General features: G+C 66.6%; 17 protein-coding genes. 1 reads left to right on the forward strand and 16 read right to left on the reverse strand.

What is annotated here, in order from left to right; translation table 11 throughout:
- Positions 1-2: 2 nt before the first annotated feature.
- The 10 genes from VYI76_RS08865 to VYI76_RS08910 form a co-directional block, all read right to left on the reverse strand.
- A complete protein-coding gene (locus VYI76_RS08865; protein WP_326524393.1) occupies positions 3-1,421 on the reverse strand; it encodes a coniferyl aldehyde dehydrogenase in 1,419 nt (472 codons plus the stop codon).
- Positions 1,422-1,508: 87 nt separating this feature from the next.
- The gene (locus tag VYI76_RS08870; protein WP_326524394.1) at positions 1,509-2,243 is read right to left on the reverse strand and encodes a prepilin peptidase; all 735 of its coding nucleotides are present in this window, start codon (positions 2,241-2,243) and stop codon (positions 1,509-1,511) included.
- On the reverse strand, positions 2,236-2,493 hold the full coding sequence (locus VYI76_RS08875) for a hypothetical protein (RefSeq protein WP_326524395.1): 258 nt from the start codon (positions 2,491-2,493) through the stop codon (positions 2,236-2,238). Before VYI76_RS08875 ends, VYI76_RS08870 begins: the two co-directional genes overlap by 8 nt.
- A 27-nt stretch (positions 2,494-2,520) precedes the next feature.
- Positions 2,521-2,925, reverse strand: a complete 405-nt coding sequence (locus VYI76_RS08880; RefSeq protein WP_326524396.1) for a type II toxin-antitoxin system VapC family toxin — start codon at positions 2,923-2,925, stop codon at positions 2,521-2,523.
- A complete protein-coding gene (locus tag VYI76_RS08885) occupies positions 2,922-3,167 on the reverse strand; it encodes a FitA-like ribbon-helix-helix domain-containing protein (RefSeq protein ID WP_326524397.1) in 246 nt (81 codons plus the stop codon). Before VYI76_RS08885 ends, VYI76_RS08880 begins: the two co-directional genes overlap by 4 nt.
- 41 nt (positions 3,168-3,208) lie before the next feature.
- Positions 3,209-4,237, reverse strand: coding sequence for an aspartate-semialdehyde dehydrogenase (locus tag VYI76_RS08890; RefSeq protein ID WP_326524398.1), 1,029 nt, complete (start codon positions 4,235-4,237; stop codon positions 3,209-3,211).
- A 63-nt stretch (positions 4,238-4,300) separates the two neighbouring features.
- On the reverse strand, positions 4,301-6,511 hold the full coding sequence (locus tag VYI76_RS08895) for a S9 family peptidase (protein ID WP_443018919.1): 2,211 nt from the start codon (positions 6,509-6,511) through the stop codon (positions 4,301-4,303).
- An 87-nt stretch (positions 6,512-6,598) separates the two neighbouring features.
- Entirely contained in the window at positions 6,599-7,432 is an 834-nt protein-coding gene (locus tag VYI76_RS08900; RefSeq protein WP_326524399.1) for a class I SAM-dependent methyltransferase, read from the reverse strand.
- Between the two features lie 411 nt (positions 7,433-7,843).
- Complete coding sequence (gene recA, locus VYI76_RS08905; protein WP_326524400.1) at positions 7,844-8,914, reverse strand: recombinase RecA; 1,071 nt, start codon at positions 8,912-8,914, stop codon at positions 7,844-7,846.
- A 108-nt stretch (positions 8,915-9,022) separates the two neighbouring features.
- Positions 9,023-9,283, reverse strand: a complete 261-nt coding sequence (locus VYI76_RS08910) for a DUF1467 family protein (RefSeq protein ID WP_326524401.1) — start codon at positions 9,281-9,283, stop codon at positions 9,023-9,025.
- Positions 9,284-9,414: 131 nt separating this feature from the next.
- Between VYI76_RS08910 and VYI76_RS08915 the strand changes: the two genes are divergently transcribed.
- Positions 9,415-9,981 carry a hypothetical protein gene (locus VYI76_RS08915; RefSeq protein ID WP_326524402.1) on the forward strand — a complete coding sequence of 189 codons (567 nt, stop codon included), beginning with the start codon at positions 9,415-9,417 and terminating at the stop codon, positions 9,979-9,981.
- A 13-nt stretch (positions 9,982-9,994) separates the two neighbouring features.
- On the opposite strand, the gene VYI76_RS08920 is transcribed toward VYI76_RS08915, so the two are convergent.
- The 6 genes from VYI76_RS08920 to nuoL form a co-directional block, all read right to left on the reverse strand.
- On the reverse strand, positions 9,995-11,641 hold the full coding sequence (locus VYI76_RS08920) for a ribonuclease J (RefSeq protein ID WP_326524403.1): 1,647 nt from the start codon (positions 11,639-11,641) through the stop codon (positions 9,995-9,997).
- 79 nt (positions 11,642-11,720) lie between these two features.
- Complete coding sequence (locus VYI76_RS08925; protein WP_326524404.1) at positions 11,721-12,515, reverse strand: type III pantothenate kinase; 795 nt, start codon at positions 12,513-12,515, stop codon at positions 11,721-11,723.
- A gap of 9 nt (positions 12,516-12,524) precedes the next feature.
- Positions 12,525-13,229, reverse strand: coding sequence for a biotin--[acetyl-CoA-carboxylase] ligase (locus VYI76_RS08930; RefSeq protein WP_326525076.1), 705 nt, complete (start codon positions 13,227-13,229; stop codon positions 12,525-12,527).
- On the reverse strand, positions 13,229-14,671 hold the full coding sequence (gene nuoN, locus VYI76_RS08935) for an NADH-quinone oxidoreductase subunit NuoN (RefSeq protein ID WP_326524405.1): 1,443 nt from the start codon (positions 14,669-14,671) through the stop codon (positions 13,229-13,231). Before nuoN ends, VYI76_RS08930 begins: the two co-directional genes overlap by 1 nt.
- Positions 14,671-16,218, reverse strand: coding sequence for an NADH-quinone oxidoreductase subunit M (locus tag VYI76_RS08940; RefSeq protein ID WP_326524406.1), 1,548 nt, complete (start codon positions 16,216-16,218; stop codon positions 14,671-14,673). The genes nuoN and VYI76_RS08940 overlap by 1 nt, the downstream gene beginning before the upstream one ends.
- Positions 16,219-16,351: 133 nt before the next feature.
- Positions 16,352-18,433 (reverse strand): NADH-quinone oxidoreductase subunit L, encoded by a 2,082-nt coding sequence (gene nuoL / locus VYI76_RS08945; protein ID WP_326524407.1) that lies wholly within the window; start codon positions 18,431-18,433, stop codon positions 16,352-16,354.
- Positions 18,434-18,467 lie beyond the last annotated feature (34 nt).

Raw genomic sequence — 18,467 nt, forward strand, 5'->3', positions numbered from 1 at the left:
CCCTAGCGCTTCATCTGCTGAGCGATCGTTCGTTTCAGCGCCTTGCCGTAGGGCGGCTTGAGGCCAGCCAGCTTCGCGACGTCGAGCGGCGACTGTTTGAACACCGCCTTGCCGTGGCTGAAGGTACGGAAGCCCTCGACGCCGTGGTACGCCCCCATTCCCGAAGGGCCGATACCGCCAAAGGGCAAGTCCTCCATCGAGACGTGGAAGACGACATCGTCGAGCGTGACCCCGCCCGATATCGTGCGATCGAGTACCCGCTGCCGCTCGCCCGCATCGCCGCCGAAATAATAGAGGCCGAGCGGGCGGTCGCGCCGGTTCACCTCGGCGATCGCGTCGTCGATCGCGCCATAGCGGCGGATGGGCAGGACGGGTCCGAAGATTTCCTCCTGCATCACAATCATCTCGTCGGTGGCGTCGCGGATGATGTGGAGCGGCATCTTGCGGCTGTTCGACGCGGCGAAATCCTCGCTGGCCGGATTTACCACATCGATCGTCGCGCCCTTCGCCCGCGCGTCGTCGATCCACGCCGCCAGACGCTGATGATGCCGGTCGTTGATGATCGCCGTATAGTCCGGGTTGGCGAGCAGCGTCGGGTACATCGCCGATGCCGCCGCCTTCAACCCGTCGACCACCGCCTGCTCACGATCGGCGGGGACCAGCAGGTAATCGGGCGCGAGGCAGATCTGGCCGGCGTTGAGCATCTTGCCGAGCGCGATCCGCTCGCTGGCGCGGCCCACGTCGGCGCTGCGCCCGACGATCACTGGTGACTTGCCACCTAGCTCCAGCGTGACCGGCGTGAGATTGTCTGCGGCGGCGTGAAGAATGTGGCGCCCGATGCCGGTCGCCCCGGTGAAGATCAGGTGATCGAACGGCAGCGCGGCGAACGCCTGTCCCACCTCGGCGCCGCCCGATACGAACGCCAGTTCCTCCGCGGCGAAATAGCGCGGGCAGAGATCCTCGAACAGCGCGGCGGTGGCGGGCGTGAACTCGCTGGTCTTCACCATCGCGCGGTTGCCCGCCGCAAGTACGCCCGCGAGCGGCGACATCACCAGATTGACCGGGAAATTCCACGGCGCGATCACCCCGACCACCCCCTTGGGCTGCCAGTCGATCCACGCCCGCGCGCCGAGCAGGCCGAGCGGGAACTGCACCGGCCGCCGCTCGCGCCGCATCCAACGATCGAGATGCTTGAGCGCATGAGACAGCGGACCGACCGAGGCGGCGATATCCGTCACCATCGACTGGTCGCGGCTGCGGTGGCCGAAATCGTCGCTGAGCGCGTCGCAAAAGGCGTCGGCATTGTCGCGGACCAGCGCGATCGCACGTTTCAGCCGGTCACGGCGCGTGGCGGTCGATACCGGCAGTTCGGCCATGAAGGCGGTGCGCTGGGCCGTAAGGGTCGTCGAAAGATCGGTCACGCCACGCCCCTCGAAGTTGACGAAATGTCGGGCAACCGGGTTGTATTCATGCCCTGTCGCGCCCCATCGTCCAAACAGGGCAAGCGTCTACGGCATTGTCCAATTTTGCAAGAGCCACACCGCGAAGGCGGCGGGCGCGAGGACGGTGCCAAACGGGAAGCGCGCGGTACGGCGCATGCGCAGCAGGACGGCGACCGCCAGGCCGGCAAGGCTGGCGATCAGCAGCACCTCCGGCAGCGCGCGCCAGCCGAGCCACAGCCCGATCGCGCCAAACAGCCTGGGATCACCGCCGCCCAGCCCCTCACGCCCGCGCAGCAGACGGTAGCCGGCAGCCACCACCCACAAGGCCGCGAAGCCGGCGAGTCCACCCCACGCCCGCTCGACCAGCGTCGGCGACAGGCCGACCCCGCCCGCGGCAAGCCCGCCGACCGCGATCGTCATCGTCAGCGGGTCGGGCAGGCGAAAAGTACGGAAATCGATCGTGCCCGCCGCGAGGAGCAGCCAGCCGAAAATGGCGCCGGCGGCCCCGGCAAGGTCCGGCAAAACGACGCCTGCCGCGATCCCGATCCCCGCGCCAAGCAATTCGACAGCCGGATGGATCGCCGCGACGCGTCCGTCGCAGGTCCGGCACCGCCCCCGCAACACGACCCAGCTGACGATCGGAACGAGTTCGAGGCCATGCAAAACACGGCCGCAGCCATCGCAGTGCGATCGCCCGGCGAATGCGGAGTGCGGCCAGCGCAAGGTAACGGTTGCGATGAAGCTGCCGAACACCGCCCCGAGCACGCCGAGCGCGAGCGGCCAGAGCGCCGCGTCAGACATGCTTCTTGCGGATCAAGTAGCGATAGACGCCGAAGATATTGATCGCGAACAGCACCGCATTGGTCGTCGTCAGCGCCCAGTCCACCGCCAGCACCGCTCCCGCCACCCAGGCGACCGATCCGATCGTGAAGATGACGAAACCCCAGCCCGTCCACCGCCGCCCGATATCGAGCGCGACGATCAGCGCGGCGACGGTCGTCGCGGCAGTGGCGAACCATTTGAGGGTGATGACGAGAAAGGAGTCTTCCACCGCCGGATCAGCGCCATCAGGACCAGTTCAGGCGCCGAGCAGCGTGACACGGTCGCGCAGAACGTGCCGGGCGAGCTTAGTCACGAAGCGGCGATCCGCCGTCACCAGCGTTCGATCCACCCCTTCCGCTACCGCGAGATACACGCAGTCATACACCGGGTGGGCAATGGTCATCGCGATGTCGAGCGCGCGCGACATGAACGGCGTTTCGTCGATCGTCTGCAGTATTACAGCCAGCCGCAGCGGCAGGCCGGCAAGTTCGCCGTCTTCGTCCAGTTCGCCCAGACGCCGCTTCTTCCAGATCGCGTTCGCCACTTCGGCGTGGATCAGCGTCGGGGCAATCAAGTCCGTCTGGTCGAGGAGCTGCAACGCCGAATCCGTGTCATCCTCGACCACCAGCCACTTCAGCGCCACCGACGCATCGACGATCACCGGTCACGGTCTTCGCGTATCAGATCGACGACGGGCGTTTGGCGCACACCGGGGACTTTTGCCCGTTCGGTGACCGCCTGCATCTGGCGCACGAGTTCGAGCTTCTCCTCGGCGGTAAGCTGGACCGTGCGAGCGACGGCTTCACGAGCCAGAGCCTCAGCCGAGGTCTTGCGCGCGCGTGCGGCAACCTTCAGTCGCGCCAGCGTCACCTCGTCCAGGTTGCGGATCAGCATCTGGCCCATACGTCTACGATAGCATCATGCTATCATCACCGCAACGCGCCTCAACCCGCCTTCTTGAGGTGCCGGCGCCCGAGCAGTTCGGCGATCTGCACGGCGTTGAGCGCCGCCCCCTTGCGTAGGTTGTCACTGACGCACCACAGGGCCAGGCCGTTCTCGACGGTCGAGTCCTCGCGGACGCGGCTGACGAAGGTGGCATAGTCGCCGACGCACTCGACCGGCGTCACGTATCCGCCGTCCTCGCGCTTGTCGACCAGCATCACGCCGGGCGCCTCGCGCAGGATCTTCTGCGCGTCGGCGGCGGACAGTTCGCGCTCCATCTCGACCGTGATCGCTTCCGAATGGCCGACGAAGACCGGCACGCGCACGCAGGTGGCGACCACCTTCACCTTCGGACCCAGGATCTTCTTGGTCTCGACCACCATCTTCCATTCTTCCTTGGTCGATCCGTCGTCCAGGAAGCTGTCGATGTGGGGGATCACGTTGAAGGCGATCTGCTTGGTGAACTTCTTCGGCTCCGCGCTGTCACCGACGAAGATGTTGCGGCTCTGCTCGAACAGTTCGTCCATGCCCGCCTTGCCCGCGCCGGACACCGACTGGTAGGTCGCGACGACGACGCGAGTGATGGTCGCGGCGTCGTGGATCGGCTTGAGCGCGACGACCATCTGCGCGGTCGAGCAATTGGGGTTGGCGATGATGTTGCGCGCCTTGTAGCCGTCGATCGCCTCCGGGTTCACTTCCGGCACGATCAGCGGCACGTCCGGGTCCATCCGGTAGAGCGACGAATTGTCGATCACCGTGCAGCCGGCCGCGGCGAAGCGGGGGGCGTGGACCTTCGTCGCGTCGCTGCCGATCGCGAAGATCGCCATGTCCCAGCCGGCCGGATCGAAATGCTCGATGTTCTGGATCTTCAGCTTGCGGCCGGTATCGCCGAAATCGACCTCGTCACCCTGGCTGCGCGCGGAGGCGAGCACGGCGATCTCGTCAGCCGGAAACTCGCGCTCGGCCAGGATCGCGAGAACCTCGCGCCCGACATTGCCCGTCGCCCCTGCGACTACGATCCGATAGCCCATCACTGCCTCCGCTGCTTGCGGGCGCGGCGTTACGCCGACTTGCCGCAGTGCACAAGCCAAGCGCTACTTGGGGGCGGCCCCGACATGCCTATCGAGGAAATCCAGGATCGTCGTCCAGACGTGGATGTCGCGGATCGCATGGGTCTTGCCCGGATAGAGCATCATCTCGAACGGGGTGTTGGTCGCCTGCAGCTTCGCCGCCATCGCCGTCGTGTTGTCGAGCACGACGTTATCGTCGGCCATGCCGTGGATGATGAGCAGCGGATCCTTGATCTTCGCCGCGTCGTCGATCGTGTTGGCCGCGGCATAGGCCTTCGCGTCGCGCCCCCTGGGGTCCGTGCCCATGTAGCGTTCGGTGTAATGGGTGTCGTAAAGCTCCCACTTCGTCACCGGCGCGCCCGCGATGCCCGCCGCATAGACGCCGGGATTGGCCTGGAGCATCTTCAGCGTCATGTAGCCGCCGTAGGACCAGCCATAGGTCGCGATCCGCTTCGGATCGACGTAATCGAGGCCCTTCAGATAGTCGGCGCCGGCCAGCTGGTCGCGCACCTCGATCCCGCCCATCGCGCGGTAGATGGTGTCCTCGAACGCCTTGCCGCGATTGGCCGATCCGCGATTGTCGAGGATGAAGACGATATAGCCGCGATCGACCAGATATTGGTGGAGCGGCGCGCCCCAGTTTCGGCTGACGCTCTGGTTGTGCGGGCCGCCGTAATGTTCGAAGAACACGGGGTATTTCTTGCCCGCCTCCAGCTTCGGCGTGAGCATTTCCCAGTGCAGCGTGGCGCCGTCCTTGGTCGTCAGCTGGCCGAAGCGCGGGGTGGCGTGGCTGTCGAGGTAGCGGTGATAGGGGTGGCCGGCCGCGATCGCATTCTCGTTGATCCACGCGGTGCGCTTGCCGCTCGCGTCGGCGAGATAGGTCTGCGGCGGCTGGCCGGGGTTGGAGCGGGTGACGATGAAGCGCTTTGCCCCGTCGTCGGCGGTGGCGTTGTTCCACCAGCCGGCCTCGGTGAGGCGGGTCACCGCCAGGCTCTTCAGGTCGAGCGCATAGACGTGACGCTCGAGCACGCCGTCCTTGTTGCCATTGAAGAAGACCTTGCCGGCCGCCTGATCGACCCCGTTCACCCCGGCGACTTCCCAGTCACCCCTGGTCAGCTGCGTCATCTTGCCGCCGGCGAAGCGATAGAGGTGGCCGTGGCCGTCGCGTTCGGACCACCACAGGATGCTGCCGTCCTTCATCGGGGTGAAGACGTTGGACAGGTTGATCCAGCTCTTCGGGCCCGCCTTTTCGGTGAACAGCACTTTGGACGCGCCGGTGGCGGGATCGATCGCCAGCACGTCCAGCACCGTCTGCGCGCGATTCTGGCGCTGGACGTACAGGGTCTTGCCGTCGGGCGCCCAGCGCACGCGGGCGAGATAGATGTCGCGATCCGTGCCCAGATCGACCTTCACGCTGCCCGACCCGTCAGGGCTCATGACGAACAGGTCGATCAGCACGTTGGGCGTGCCGGCGGCGGGATAGCGTTGTTCGAACACGCGCGTCCCTTCCGCACCGATCGCGGCGCGGGTGACGATGCCCACCGGTGCCTCGTCGAAGCGTTGCACGGCAATGCGGCTCTCGTCGGGTGACCACCAGTATCCGGTGGTGCGGTCCATTTCCTCCTGCGCGACGAATTCGGCCTCGCCCCAATAGACGGTGCCTGCGCCGTCCGGGGTGATCGAGCGTGCCGCGCCGCCATTCAGGTCGGCGACGTGGAGGTTCTGGTTGCGCACGAAGCTGAGATAGCGGCCGCGCGTGCTGACCATCGGGTTAAGCTCGCCCTCGGGCGTGTCGGTCAGCCGCGTCACCTTGCCGTCGAGCGTGGCGAGGTAGAGATCGCCGTCCAGCGGCACGAGGATGGACTTGCCGTCCGACGACCATTGATAGGCGACGATGCCCCGCTGGCTGCCGATGCGGGCGCGCTCGCGCTGCATCTTCTCCGCCTCCGACAGTTCGGCGCCGGTGCCGACCTTCTTGCTGTCGACCAGCATGCGCCACTGGCCGGTGGCGGTGTCCATGGCCCAGAGATCGAACCGGTCCTTTTCCTCGGCGCGCGGGCGCAGCGAGGTGAGCAGGCGGCCGTCGGGCGACAGGCGTAGCGCGCGCGGCTGTTCACCGGCCAGATCGGGGCTGGCGAAGATGCGACCGAGCGTCAGGTCTTCGGCGTGGGCGGGAGCGGTCATCGAGAGAAGCGCGACGGAAGCGGCGAGCGCCGCGAGGGAGGTGCGAAGCATCGCGAGGGTGTATCGACGACGGCGATCCGCGCCAAGCCCGATAGCGGGAACTGCATCGGCCGGGCCATCAACGGTTTGCGCAAGGCGTCAGGCCCTCGCCGACCAGATCCACGCAGAAGCCGCAAAATCGACGGCGCCGCCGCCATGGTGGTGTTCGATGACCTCGCGCAGGCGAGCGACAGCGGCCGGGTGCGCGTCGGCCGGCATGGCGCGCAGCGCGGCGGCTACGGGGCCGATGCGCTGGAAGAACGACAGGGCGTCGCCGACCGGATCGTCGCCGGCGCCGGCCCGATAGGCGAAATCGACGCGGACAGGCGTGGCGTCGCGCCAGCCTGCCTCGGCCAGGATCACGGCGACGCGGGCCGGATCGGCGAAAGCGAACGGCCCCGGTCCGGGTGGCGGCGGACCGGCGCCGGTCACCTCGGCTAGCGCGGCGGCGAAGGCGTTGGCGGACCAGTCGGCGAAGCAGGAGAAGACAAGGGCCGCATCGGGCGCCGCCGCGGCGTGAAGCGCGGCAAAGGCGGCTACGGGATCGGGAAAGAACATCACGCCGTGGCGCGAGTACAACAGATCGAACGGACCGTGGGTAGCAGCGTGCGCCGCGACGTCGCCGGTCAGGAACGTCAGGCCGGCCGAGCGGCTCGCCGCGATTTCGGCGGATCGCTCGCGCGCCACCGCGATCAGGCCGTCCGACAGGTCGATACCGACGATCTCGGCATCGGAGCGCTCGGCGGCGAGGGCAAGGCTGGTACCCCCCGCCCCACAACCGATATCGAGCGCGCGAAACCCGCCAGCCGGCGCGGCGGCGAGGATCGCGGCGTCGAGACGCGGCGCGAGGTGGATGAAACTGCGATCGGTACGGCGCCATTCCGCCGCCCAGGCATCACCAACGGTGCCGATCCAGTCGTTCGCTTGCGTCATCTCGTAGTCCCGTAAGTTGAGAAAGTTGAGGGTTGTGGCGGGGTATCGAACAGGCGGCAGGAAATGGGGATCATCCTCTTACCGTTCTTGCCGAGTCCATCGAGCCGCGATCTTCGGTTCGCAGCTCCAGACCATGACGGCAAGGAAGGACACCCCTTCGACAGGCTCAGAACGACCGGAACGGATCTGGCGCGACGTCCAGCACATGCTGCCGGTAGTGCTCGACCGGTTCGCGAGGCAGGATGCAGGCGATGAGCGGAGAACACCGCCAGCGCGCCGCGTTCCGCGCCCAGCCCATGCGATCCGGACAGCCTCGAACGCGCGAAAAGGCCCGTCGGGGACGACGGGCCTTTCCGGGAGCGTGCGACGGGGGCCTTGCGCAGGGCATGCCGCCGCGAAGGGGGTAGACGGTCAGAGATCGTCCTCGGCATCGGGGCCGGTCATCATTTCCTCGGCGACCTTCTCCGTCCGCTGGCGGATCGCCTTTTCCAGGCGCTCCATCAGTTCGGGGTTCTCCTTGAGGAAGGTCTTGGCGTTCTCGCGCCCCTGGCCGATGCGGATGCTGTCATAGCTGAACCAGGCGCCGGCCTTCTCGACCAGCCCGGCCTTGACCCCGAGATCGAGGATCTCGCCGATCTTCGAGATGCCTTCGCCGTACATGATGTCGAATTCGACCTGCTTGAACGGCGGCGCGACCTTGTTCTTCACCACCTTGACGCGGGTGGTGTTGCCGATGATGTCCTCGCGGTCCTTGATCTGGCCGGTGCGGCGGATGTCGAGGCGGACCGAGGCGTAGAATTTCAGCGCATTGCCGCCGGTCGTCGTCTCCGGATTGCCGTACATCACGCCGATCTTCATGCGCAGCTGGTTGATGAAGATCACCATGCAGCGCGAACGGCTGATCGAGCCGGTCAGCTTGCGCAGCGACTGCGACATGAGGCGGGCCTGAAGGCCGACGTGGCTGTCGCCCATCTCGCCCTCGATCTCCGCACGGGGCACCAGCGCGGCGACCGAATCGACCACCAGCACGTCGATCGCATTCGAGCGGACGAGGGTGTCGACGATCTCCAGCGCCTGTTCGCCGGTATCGGGCTGCGACACGATCAGCTCGTCGATGTTGACGCCCAGCTTTCTGGCGTAGACCGGGTCGAGCGCGTGTTCGGCATCGACGAAGGCGACGGTCCCGCCGCCCTTCTGCGCCTCGGCCAGCACGTGCAGCGCCAGCGTGGTCTTGCCCGACGATTCCGGCCCATAGACCTCGATCACGCGACCGCGCGGCAGCCCGCCGACGCCGAGCGCGATGTCGAGCCCCAGCGACCCGGTCGAGATCGTCTCGACCTGCATCGCTTCCTTCTGGCCCAGCTTCATCGCCGAACCCTTGCCGAACGCGCGGTCGATCTGCGCGAGCGCGGCGTCCAGCGCCTTCTGACGATCGGAATTCATTGCCATGTTGCTGTCGATGACCTTCAGATTGGCTGCCATGTTCGTCGAGCTCCGTCGCTAGGGCATCACCACGCCCGGTTCAACGCTTGATAGAGCCCATGTACTCGATCCGTTCCATGAGAACAAGGGCGGAACAGAAGAAATTTCCTATCGCGTCCAGTCGAGCATCTCGGGCGTGATCCAGCCCTGGACATAGTTGGCGTAGTAAAGCCCGAACAGGATCGTCGCGACGATGGTGACACGTAGCGCGGTACGACCGAGGCTGAACTCATGCGGTGCGCTTTCGGCCTGGCCGGCGACGCGATCGCCGCCCGCCTCGTCGGTGGTGCGCACGCCGAACGGCAGCACCAGGAACACCGAAAACGCCCAGAACAGGACGTAGATCGCAAGCGCCGAAGTGAATTCCATGGGCCCGGCTTAGCGGCGGCGCCCCGATGGCGAAAGGGTAGGCTTTTCAGGACATGCTCACGACCGGCTCATGCCGCTCACCCACGTCACGGCTATGCCCGTCGTCGCAATCAGGCAGGAGCATGAACGAAATGAACGAGATGACGAGCGGCGGCGCGGTGCCACGCAACATATGGCGGGTGGTCGGGTGGTCGCTTGCGGCGGGAATGCTCGCCCTGCCCTTCGTCGCGATGCAGTTCACCGCGGAAGTGAACTGGACGCTGTCCGACTTCGTGGTGATGGGCACGATGCTGGCGACGGTCGGCGGGGCGATCGAGTTCCTGGTGCGGCGATCGGCCAGCGGCGCCTATCGCGCGGGCGCCGTGCTGGCGGCGCTGGCAGGGTTCACATTGATCTGGGTGAACCTGGCGGTCGGCATGATCGGCAGCGAGAATAATCCGGCCAACTGGATGTACGCCGGCGTGCTGGCGATCGCGATCGGCGGGGCGATCGTCGCGCATTTCCGCGCGCGCGGCATGGCGATCGCGATGATCGGCGCAGGCCTGGGCCAGGCTATGGCGGGCGGCATAGCGCTGGCGTTCACGCTGGGCACGGACGGGTTCGGCTGGCCGCGCGACGTGATCGGCACGACCGGAATCTGGACCGCGCTGTGGCTGGTCGCGGCCGCGCTGTTCGCCCGCGCGGCGCGCCACGGATGAAGCGGAAGTTCGATCAGGCCTCGATCAGCAGGACGTCGACGATCGGTTTCTTGCCCGTCCAGCGGGTCGCGACACGGCGGACGGCGAGGCGGATTGCCTCGCGCAGCTTGTCGCGGTCCTTGCCCGCGCGGTTGCCCTGCACGGCTTCCTCGGCGGCGTCGATCGCCTCGTCGATGAAGGGTTCGCGGTCCTCCTCGACGGGAATGCCCTGAAGCCGGACCTGCGGCTCGCCGAGCAGGCCGCCCGCCTTGCCGAGCGCGACCGCGACGCTGATCTGGCCGTACATCGCGATCTTGCGGCGCTCGTTCATCGTGCTGCCGTCGGCGGGCAGGATGACGTCGCCGTCCACCGCGAGGCGGCCGACCTGGGCCTCGCCGATCTTCTGCGGCGTACCGGGGGCGAGGCGAATGATGTCGCCGTCCTTCTGGATCACCGCGCCGGGTACGCCCTGTTCGATCGCGAAGCGGGCGTGTTCGGCCAGGTGGCGCATCTCGCCATGGACCGGCATCACCAGTTCGGGGCGGATCCACTTGTACATCTGCGCAAGCTCGGGGCGGCCGGGATGGCCGGAGACGTGGACGAAGGCCTGGCGATCGGTGACGATATCCACCCCCATCGCCGCCAGCCGGTTCTGAATGTCGCCGATCGCACGTTCGTTGCCGGGAATCTGCTTGGACGAGAAGACGACCATATCGCCGCGATCGAGCTTGATCGGGTGCGTCCCTTCCGACACGCGGGCGAGCGCGGCGCGCGGTTCGCCCTGGCCCCCGGTGGCGACGATCAGCACCTGGTTGCGCGGCAGGCGCATCGCCGTCTCCCAGTCGATGACGGGGGGCAGGTCCTTCAGATAGCCGGTCGCCTTCGCGACGCGGGTGATGCGGTCGAGCGAGCGGCCGGCGAGGCACAGCTGGCGGCCGGTATCCTTCGCCACCTCGCCCAGTGTGGCGAGCCGCGCGGCGTTGGAGGCGAAGGTGGTGACGAGCACGCGGCCCTTCGCGGCGGCGATCACCTCGTCCAGCCCCTCGCGCACCTGGGTCTCGCTGCCTGACGCTTCGGGATTGAAGACATTGGTCGAATCGCAGACCAGAGCGAAGATGCCCTTGTCGCCGACCGCAGTCAGTTCTTCCGCGGTGGAGGCGGAACGGTGGAGTGGCGATTCGTCGATCTTCCAGTCGCCGGTGTGCAGGATGCGGCCATATTTCGTCTCGATCAGGATGGCGTTGCCTTCGGGAATCGAGTGGGCGAGCGGGACGTAGCTGATGCCGAACGGCCCGAGCTTGAAGCTTTGGTCCTCCTTCACGACGCGCAGTTTGACCTGCTTCGTGATCCCTTCCTCGTCGAACTTCTCGCGGATCAGGCCGGCGGTGAAGGGCGAGGCGTAGACGGGCACGCCGAGATCGGCGGCGAGATAGGGCAGTGCGCCGATATGATCCTCATGCCCGTGGGTGATGACGATGCCGACCAGGTCGTCGAGGCGATCCTCGATGAAACTGATGTCGGGCAACAGTACGTCGATGCCGGGATAACCAGGATCGGCGAAGGTAACACCGCAATCGACCATCAGCCATTTGCCGTCGCACCCGTAGAGGTTGACGTTCATGCCGATCTCGCCCGAGCCGCCAAGCGCGACGAAGAGCAATTCGTTGGTGGGTTTGGTCATTATGTTCCTAAAAGGTCGTGCTCCGGCGAAGGCCGGGGCGTTGGCCGCGAGCGTCGCGGCGGATTTCCAGGGCTCCGGCCTACGCCGGAGCACGTTCACCCTGAATATGGGCACGCTCCCACTCCATCGCCAGCCCGACAAGGGTGAGATCATGCTCGATCCTGTCGAACGCACCGGTGTGGCGCTCGAACAATGTGGCGAGGCCGCCGGTGGCGATCACCGTCACCGGGCGCCCGACTTCGGCCTTCATCCGCGCGATCAGCCCCTCGATCATCGCGACATAGCCCCAGAAGATGCCGATGTGCATCTGGTCGATCGTGTTGCGGCCGATGACGGACAGGTTTTGGCTCGGCGCCTCGATCGCGATGCGCGGCAGCTTGGCCGCGGCCGTCACCAGCGCGTCGAGCGACAGGTTGATGCCGGGCGCGATGATGCCGCCCTTGTAGGCGCCGGTATAGTCGATCAGGTCGAAGGTGGTGGCGGTGCCGAAATCGACGACGATCAGGTCGCCGCCGTGCGCGGCATGCGCTGCGATGACGTTGAGCGCGCGATCCGCGCCGAGGTTCTGCGGTTCCTCGACATCGAGCCGGAAGGGCCAGCCGCCCTCCCCCGCGATCATCGGCTCGCCGCCGAAATATTTGGTCGCGAGCATCCGCAGATTGTGCAGCGCGCGGGGGACGACCGTGCCGATCACGACGCCCGTCACGCTGGCGCGGTCGATCCCCTCGAGCGCGAGCAACTGGCTGAGCCAGACGACATATTCATCGGCCGTGCGGCGGGCATCGGTGGCGATCCGCCAACGCGCACGCACCTCCCGCCCGTCCATCAGGGCGAAGACGATGTTGGTGTTTCCGGCATCGATCGCGAGCAGCATCTTGCCCTCCTAAAGCAGGAACACGTCGGCGGCGTGAATGACACGCCGCGCGCCGTCCGCCAAGCGCAGCCGCAGCGCGCCGTCGGCATCGAGGCCGTCGAACAAACCCTCGACGGCCTCGCCATCGGAGAGGCGCGCGACGAGCGCGGCGCCGCGCGGATGGGCGCGCTCCTGCCAGCGGGCGCGGACCGGGGCTATACCCTCGGCCCGCCAGCGCGAGGCCCAGCGGGCGAAAACCTCCGCCAGCGTCTCGACCAGGATCGCCGGATCGACCGCGCCGTTCAAATGGGTGGTGGCACGATCGGGCAGGTCGGGGGCGTGGGCACAGTTGACGCCGAAGCCGACCACCACCGCATCGCCCGAGCGTTCGAGCAGGATGCCGGCCAGCTTGGCGCCGTCCAGCAGCAGGTCGTTGGGCCATTTGATCGTCACCGCGCGCCCATTCCCGCCGGGGCACAGGAGGGAGACCGCCTCCTCCAGCGCCACGGCGGCGACCAGCGCGAGCGTCGGCGCGGGCGGATCGCCGGGGCGGAGGCGAACGAGCGTGCTGGCGTAGAGATTGCCGGTGCGCGAAACCCAGGCCCGCCCCTGGCGCCCTCGCCCGGCGGTCTGTGCCTCGGCGCGGAGCCACAGCCCCTCCCCAACCCCGGCATCGGCCAGGGCGAGGACGTCGGCGTTGGTCGATCCCGTCGCGGTGACGGTGCGCAGGTCGATCAGAACAGCGCGCCCGCCGCCGCCGCGGTCATCGGCGCCATCGGCTTGATGAGCAGATAGCCGAGCGGCGAGACGAACAGCGCCGCCAGCGCGATCAGCGCATATTCGACTGCGCTGCCATGCCCCTTCACCAGTTCATGAGCCGGCGCATCGAAGTACATCGTCTTGATGACCTTGAGGTAATAGAAGGCGCCGACCACCGACCCGACCGCCCCCGCGACGGCAAAGGCGAACAGGCCCGCATCGGTCGCCGCCCAGAACACCGCGAGCTTCGGCCAGAAGCCGAGCAAGGGCGGGATGCCGGCGAGCGAGAACATGAACATCGCCAGCGCCGCCGCGAGGCCCGGCCGCGTCCGCGACAGGCCCGACAGGCTGGAGATCGTCTCGACCGGCTGGCCGTCGGCCCCGCGCATCTGGAGCACGACGAGGAAGCTGCCCAGCGTCATGACGATATAGACCGTCATGTAGCTGAGCACCGCCGCCGTCCCATCCGGCGTCGCGGCGGCAAGGCCGATCAGCGCGAAGCCGATGTTGTTGATCGACGAATAGGCCAGCAGCCGCTTGATGCTGGTCTGGCCGATCGCGGCGATCGCGCCGAACCAGATCGAGGCAAGGCTGGCGAAGATCACGATCTGGCGCCAGTCGAAAGACGCCGGGCCCATCGCCTCCAGCGCGACGCGCAGGCCCATCGCGACGGCGGCGACCTTCGGCGCGGAGGCGAAGAAGGTGGTCACCGGCGTCGGCGCGCCTTCGTACACGTCGGGCGTCCACATGTGGAACGGCACGGCGGCGATCTTGAAGGCCAGGCCGGCGAAGACGAACACCAGCCCGATCAGCAGCCCGGTGGACCGCTCGCCGGCGTACGCCGCGGCGATCACGTCGAAACTGGTCGAACCCGAGAAACCGTAGACCAGCGAGATGCCGTAAAGCAGGATGCCCGAGGCGAGCGCGCCGAGGACGAAATACTTCAGCCCCGCCTCCGCCGAGCGCGTGTCGCGGCGCATGAAGCTGGCGAGGACATAGGCGGCCAGGCTCTGAAGCTCGAGGCCGACGTAGAGCGACAGCATGTCGCCGGCCGACACCATCACGCCCATGCCGACCGCGCTGAGCAGCATCAGGACGGGATATTCGGGGCGCAGATCCTCGCCCGAGGTGCGCTGGAAGAAGTTGGGCGCGATCAGGATGCACACGGCGGTGGCGGCATAGATCAGCAGCTTGGCGAAGGCGGCGAAGGCGTCGGCGCGGTACAGGCCGTCGAACGCGTTGGCGCCGCTCGACGACGGACCGAACAGCGCGATCGTCGCGCCGGCGAGCACCGCGACCGACACCCAGCTGACCGCGCGGGTCGAGGCCTGGCCGCCCCAGGCGGCGACGATCATCAGCACGAGCGCGCCGATGGTCAGCACGATCTCGGGCAGGATCAGGATCAGGTCGTTGCCCATCAGTGCGCCTCCCCATGAACGGCAGGCGCGGCGTGGACAGGCGCGGCGGCGGGCTTGCCGGCCGTGGGCCGCGAATCACCGACGGGCTTGGCGCGATCGATACGTTCGAGCAGCAGTTGAACGTCGGCGCGCATCGGCTTCATGAAGCTTTCCGGATAGACGCCCATCCACAGCACGACGGCGGCGATCGGGGCGAGCAGCGCCATCTCGCGCTTCGACAGGTCAGGCATCGCCTTCACATCCTCGTGCACCAGGTCGCCGAAGGCGACGCGGCGGTAGAGATAGAGCATGTAGGCGGCACCGAGGATGATGCCGGTCGTGCAGACCAGGGTGATCCAGGTCGAGACCTGATAGACACCGGCGAGGCTCAGGAACTCGCCGACGAAGCCCGACGTGCCCGGCAGGCCGATCGAGGCCATGGTGAACAGCAGGAACAGCACGGCATATTTCGGCATGTTGATGCTGAGCCCGCCGTACCGGTCGATCTCTCGGGTGTGCAGCCGGTCGTAGATCACGCCGACGCACAGGAACAGCGCGGCGGAGACGAGGCCGTGCGAGAGCATGACGATCATCGCGCCCTCGATCCCCTGGCGGTTGAACGCGAACAGGCCGATCGTGACGATCGCCATGTGCGCGACCGACGAATAGGCGATCAGTTTCTTCATGTCCGACTGGACGAGCGCGATCAGCGACGTGACCACCACCGCGATCGCCGACAGGCCGAAGATCAGCCACACGAAGGCGGCGGATGCTTCGGGGAACATCGGCAGGCTGAAGCGCAGGAAGCCGTAGCCGCCGAGCTTCAGCAGCACGCCCGCCAGGATGACCGAGCCCGCCGTCGGCGCCTGGACGTGCGCGTCGGGCAGCCAGGTGTGGACCGGCCACATCGGCATCTTCACCGCGAACGATGCGAAGAACGCCAGCCACAGCCAATATTGCGCGCCGACCGGGAAGTCGTGCTGCATCAGCGCCGGGATGTAGGTCGTGCCTGCACTCGTCGCCATCCACAGCATCGCGATCAGCATCACGATCGAGCCGAGCAGCGTGTAGAGGAAGAATTTATACGACGCGTAGATGCGGTTCGCGCCGCCCCAGATGCCGATGATGAGGTACATCGGGATCAGGCCGGCTTCGAAGAAGATGTAGAACAGCAGCAGATCCTGCGCCGCGAAGGTGCCGATCATCAGCACTTCGGTGATGAGGAACGCGGCCATGTACTCCTGCACGCGATCCTTGATCGCCTCCCACGAGGCGCCGATGCAGATCGGCATCAGGAACACGCTGAGCATGATGAGCAGGAGGGCAAAGCCGTCGATGCCCAGCGCCCAGGCGAAGCGCGGGAACAGCTCGACATATTCGGTGAACTGCCACTGCGGCGCGCTGCCCGCGACGTCGAAGTTGGCCCACAGGATAGCGCCGAGCGCGAGGTTCACGAGTGTCGCGCCGAGCGCGAGCCAGCGGGACGCGCTCGCACTGACGAACAGACACAGGATCGCCGCGACCAGCGGCACTGCGAGCATCAGCGAGAGAATGGGGAAGCCATCCATTAGAGCGTACCCCCCGCCCCGTTCGCCCTGAGCTTGTCGAAGGGCTGCACTTCTTGGTGCCTCACGCCTGCTGATCCGGAAAAGAAGGACAGGGCTTCGACAAGCTCAGTCCGAACGGTTGGGTTGGAAGCGCTCATCGCGTCACCGCCCAGGTGACGACGGCGGTCAGGCCGAGCAGCATGACGAACGCATAGGTATAGACATATCCGGTCTGGAGACGGCCCGCGACGGCGCTGCCGAACTTGACGAGCGCGGCCGATCCGTTGGGACCGAAGCGGTCGATCGTGCCCTCGTCGCCCTTCTTCCAGAACAGCCGGCCGAGCGCGAAGGCGGGGCGGACGAACAGGAAGTTGTACAGCTCGTCGAAGTACCATTTGTTGAGCAGGAAGGCATAGAGAACGCGGAACATCTCCGCGAACTTCGCCGGGAAATCGGGGTGACGGATGTACGTCATCCAGGCGGTCACGAAGCCGGTAAGCATGACGACCAGCGCCGAGTATTTCACCCAGGTCGGCACCTCGTGCATTGCGTGAGCGAGATGCTCGTCGAATGCCAGCGCGCCGTGCCAGAACGCCTCTCCGGCGCCGGGCTGGATGAACCACTGGTTGAACACGAACCCGGCCAGCACCGCGCCGACCGACAGCAGGATCAGCGGCAGGCGCATCGCCCACGGGCTTTCGTGCGGGTGATAGCCAGCGGAGCCGTCGTGCAGCTCATGCGCCGCCGTCTCATGCCCGTGCGGATCGTGGCCCGCGTCCTCATGGCTCGGCGCATCATGGTGATGCGCGTCGTGGACGGCGTGCTGGATATGCTCGCTGTTGGCCCAGCGCGGCTTGCCCCAGAAGGTCAGGAACATCAGGCGCCACGAATAGAAGCTGGTCAACAGCGCCGCGAACAGCCCCGTCCAGAACGCCAACTGACTGAGATTGCCGACGGCATAGGCCGCCTCGAGGATCGCATCCTTCGAGTGGAACCCAGCGAAGCCACCGAACGGGTACAAGCCGACGCCGGTGATCGCCAGCGTGCCCATCAGCATCGCCCAGAAGGTGACCGGGATGTGCTTACGCAAGCCCCCGTAATAACGCATGTCCTGTTCGTGGTGCATCGCATGGATCACCGATCCCGCGCCCAGGAACAGCAGCGCCTTGAAGAAGGCGTGGGTGAACAGGTGGAACATCGCCGCGCCGTATGCACCGACGCCGGCCGCGAAGAACATGTAGCCGAGCTGGCTACAGGTCGAATAGGCGATCACGCGCTTGATGTCGTTCTGCACCGTGCCGACGGTCGCGGCGAACAGGCAGGTCGCCGCGCCGATGAAGGTGACGAAGCCCAATGCGGTGGGCGAGGCTTCGAACATCGGCGACAGGCGGCACACCATGAACACGCCCGCCGTCACCATCGTCGCGGCGTGGATCAGCGCGGAAACCGGCGTCGGCCCCTCCATCGCGTCGGGCAGCCAGGTGTGGAGACCAAGCTGTGCCGACTTGCCCATCGCGCCGACGAACAGCAGCAGGCACAGCACCGTCATCGTATCGAGACGGTAGCCGAGGAAGCCGATCGTGCTGCCGGCCATGTTCGGCGCGGCCGCGAGGATTTCGGGGATCGAGACGGTGTCGAACACCAGGTACGTGCCGAAGATGCCGAGCATGAAGCCCAGATCGCCGACGCGGTTCACGACGAATGCCTTGATCGCGGCCGCGTTGGCGGATGGCTTCCGGAACCAGAAGCCGATCAGCAGATAGGACGCGAGGCCGACGCCTTCCCAGCCGAAGAACATCTGGACCAGGTTGTCCGCCGTTACCAGCATCAGCATCGCGAAGGTGAACAGCGACAGATAGGCAAAGAACCGCGGCTGATCCGGGTCCTCGGCCATATACCCCCAGCTGTAGAGGTGGACGAGCGCCGACACGCTGGTGATGACGACGAGCATCACCGCCGTCAGGCTGTCGACGCGCAGCGCCCAGTCGAACACCATGTCGCCCGACGTGACCCAGTTGAACACTGGAACGACCCACTCGGTCGGCGCGCTTCCGGCGGGCGAAGAGACGCCGCCGAGAATAAAATAGAGGAAGAGCGGCCACGAAAGTCCGGCCGCGATGAAGAGGCTAGCCGTCGTTATAATCTTGGGAAACGCCGTGCCGAACGCGCGGTTGGACAGGCCGGCGACGATTGCCGCCAGCAGCGGCAGGAAAACGATGACGAGGATGCTGTTCACAGCCTGTCCCCCGTCATTCCCGCGAAGGCGGGAA

Origin of the sequence: Sphingomonas sp. (genome assembly GCF_035910975.1) — a bacterium.
In the GTDB taxonomy this organism is placed as follows: Bacteria; Pseudomonadota; Alphaproteobacteria; order Sphingomonadales; family Sphingomonadaceae; genus Sphingomonas.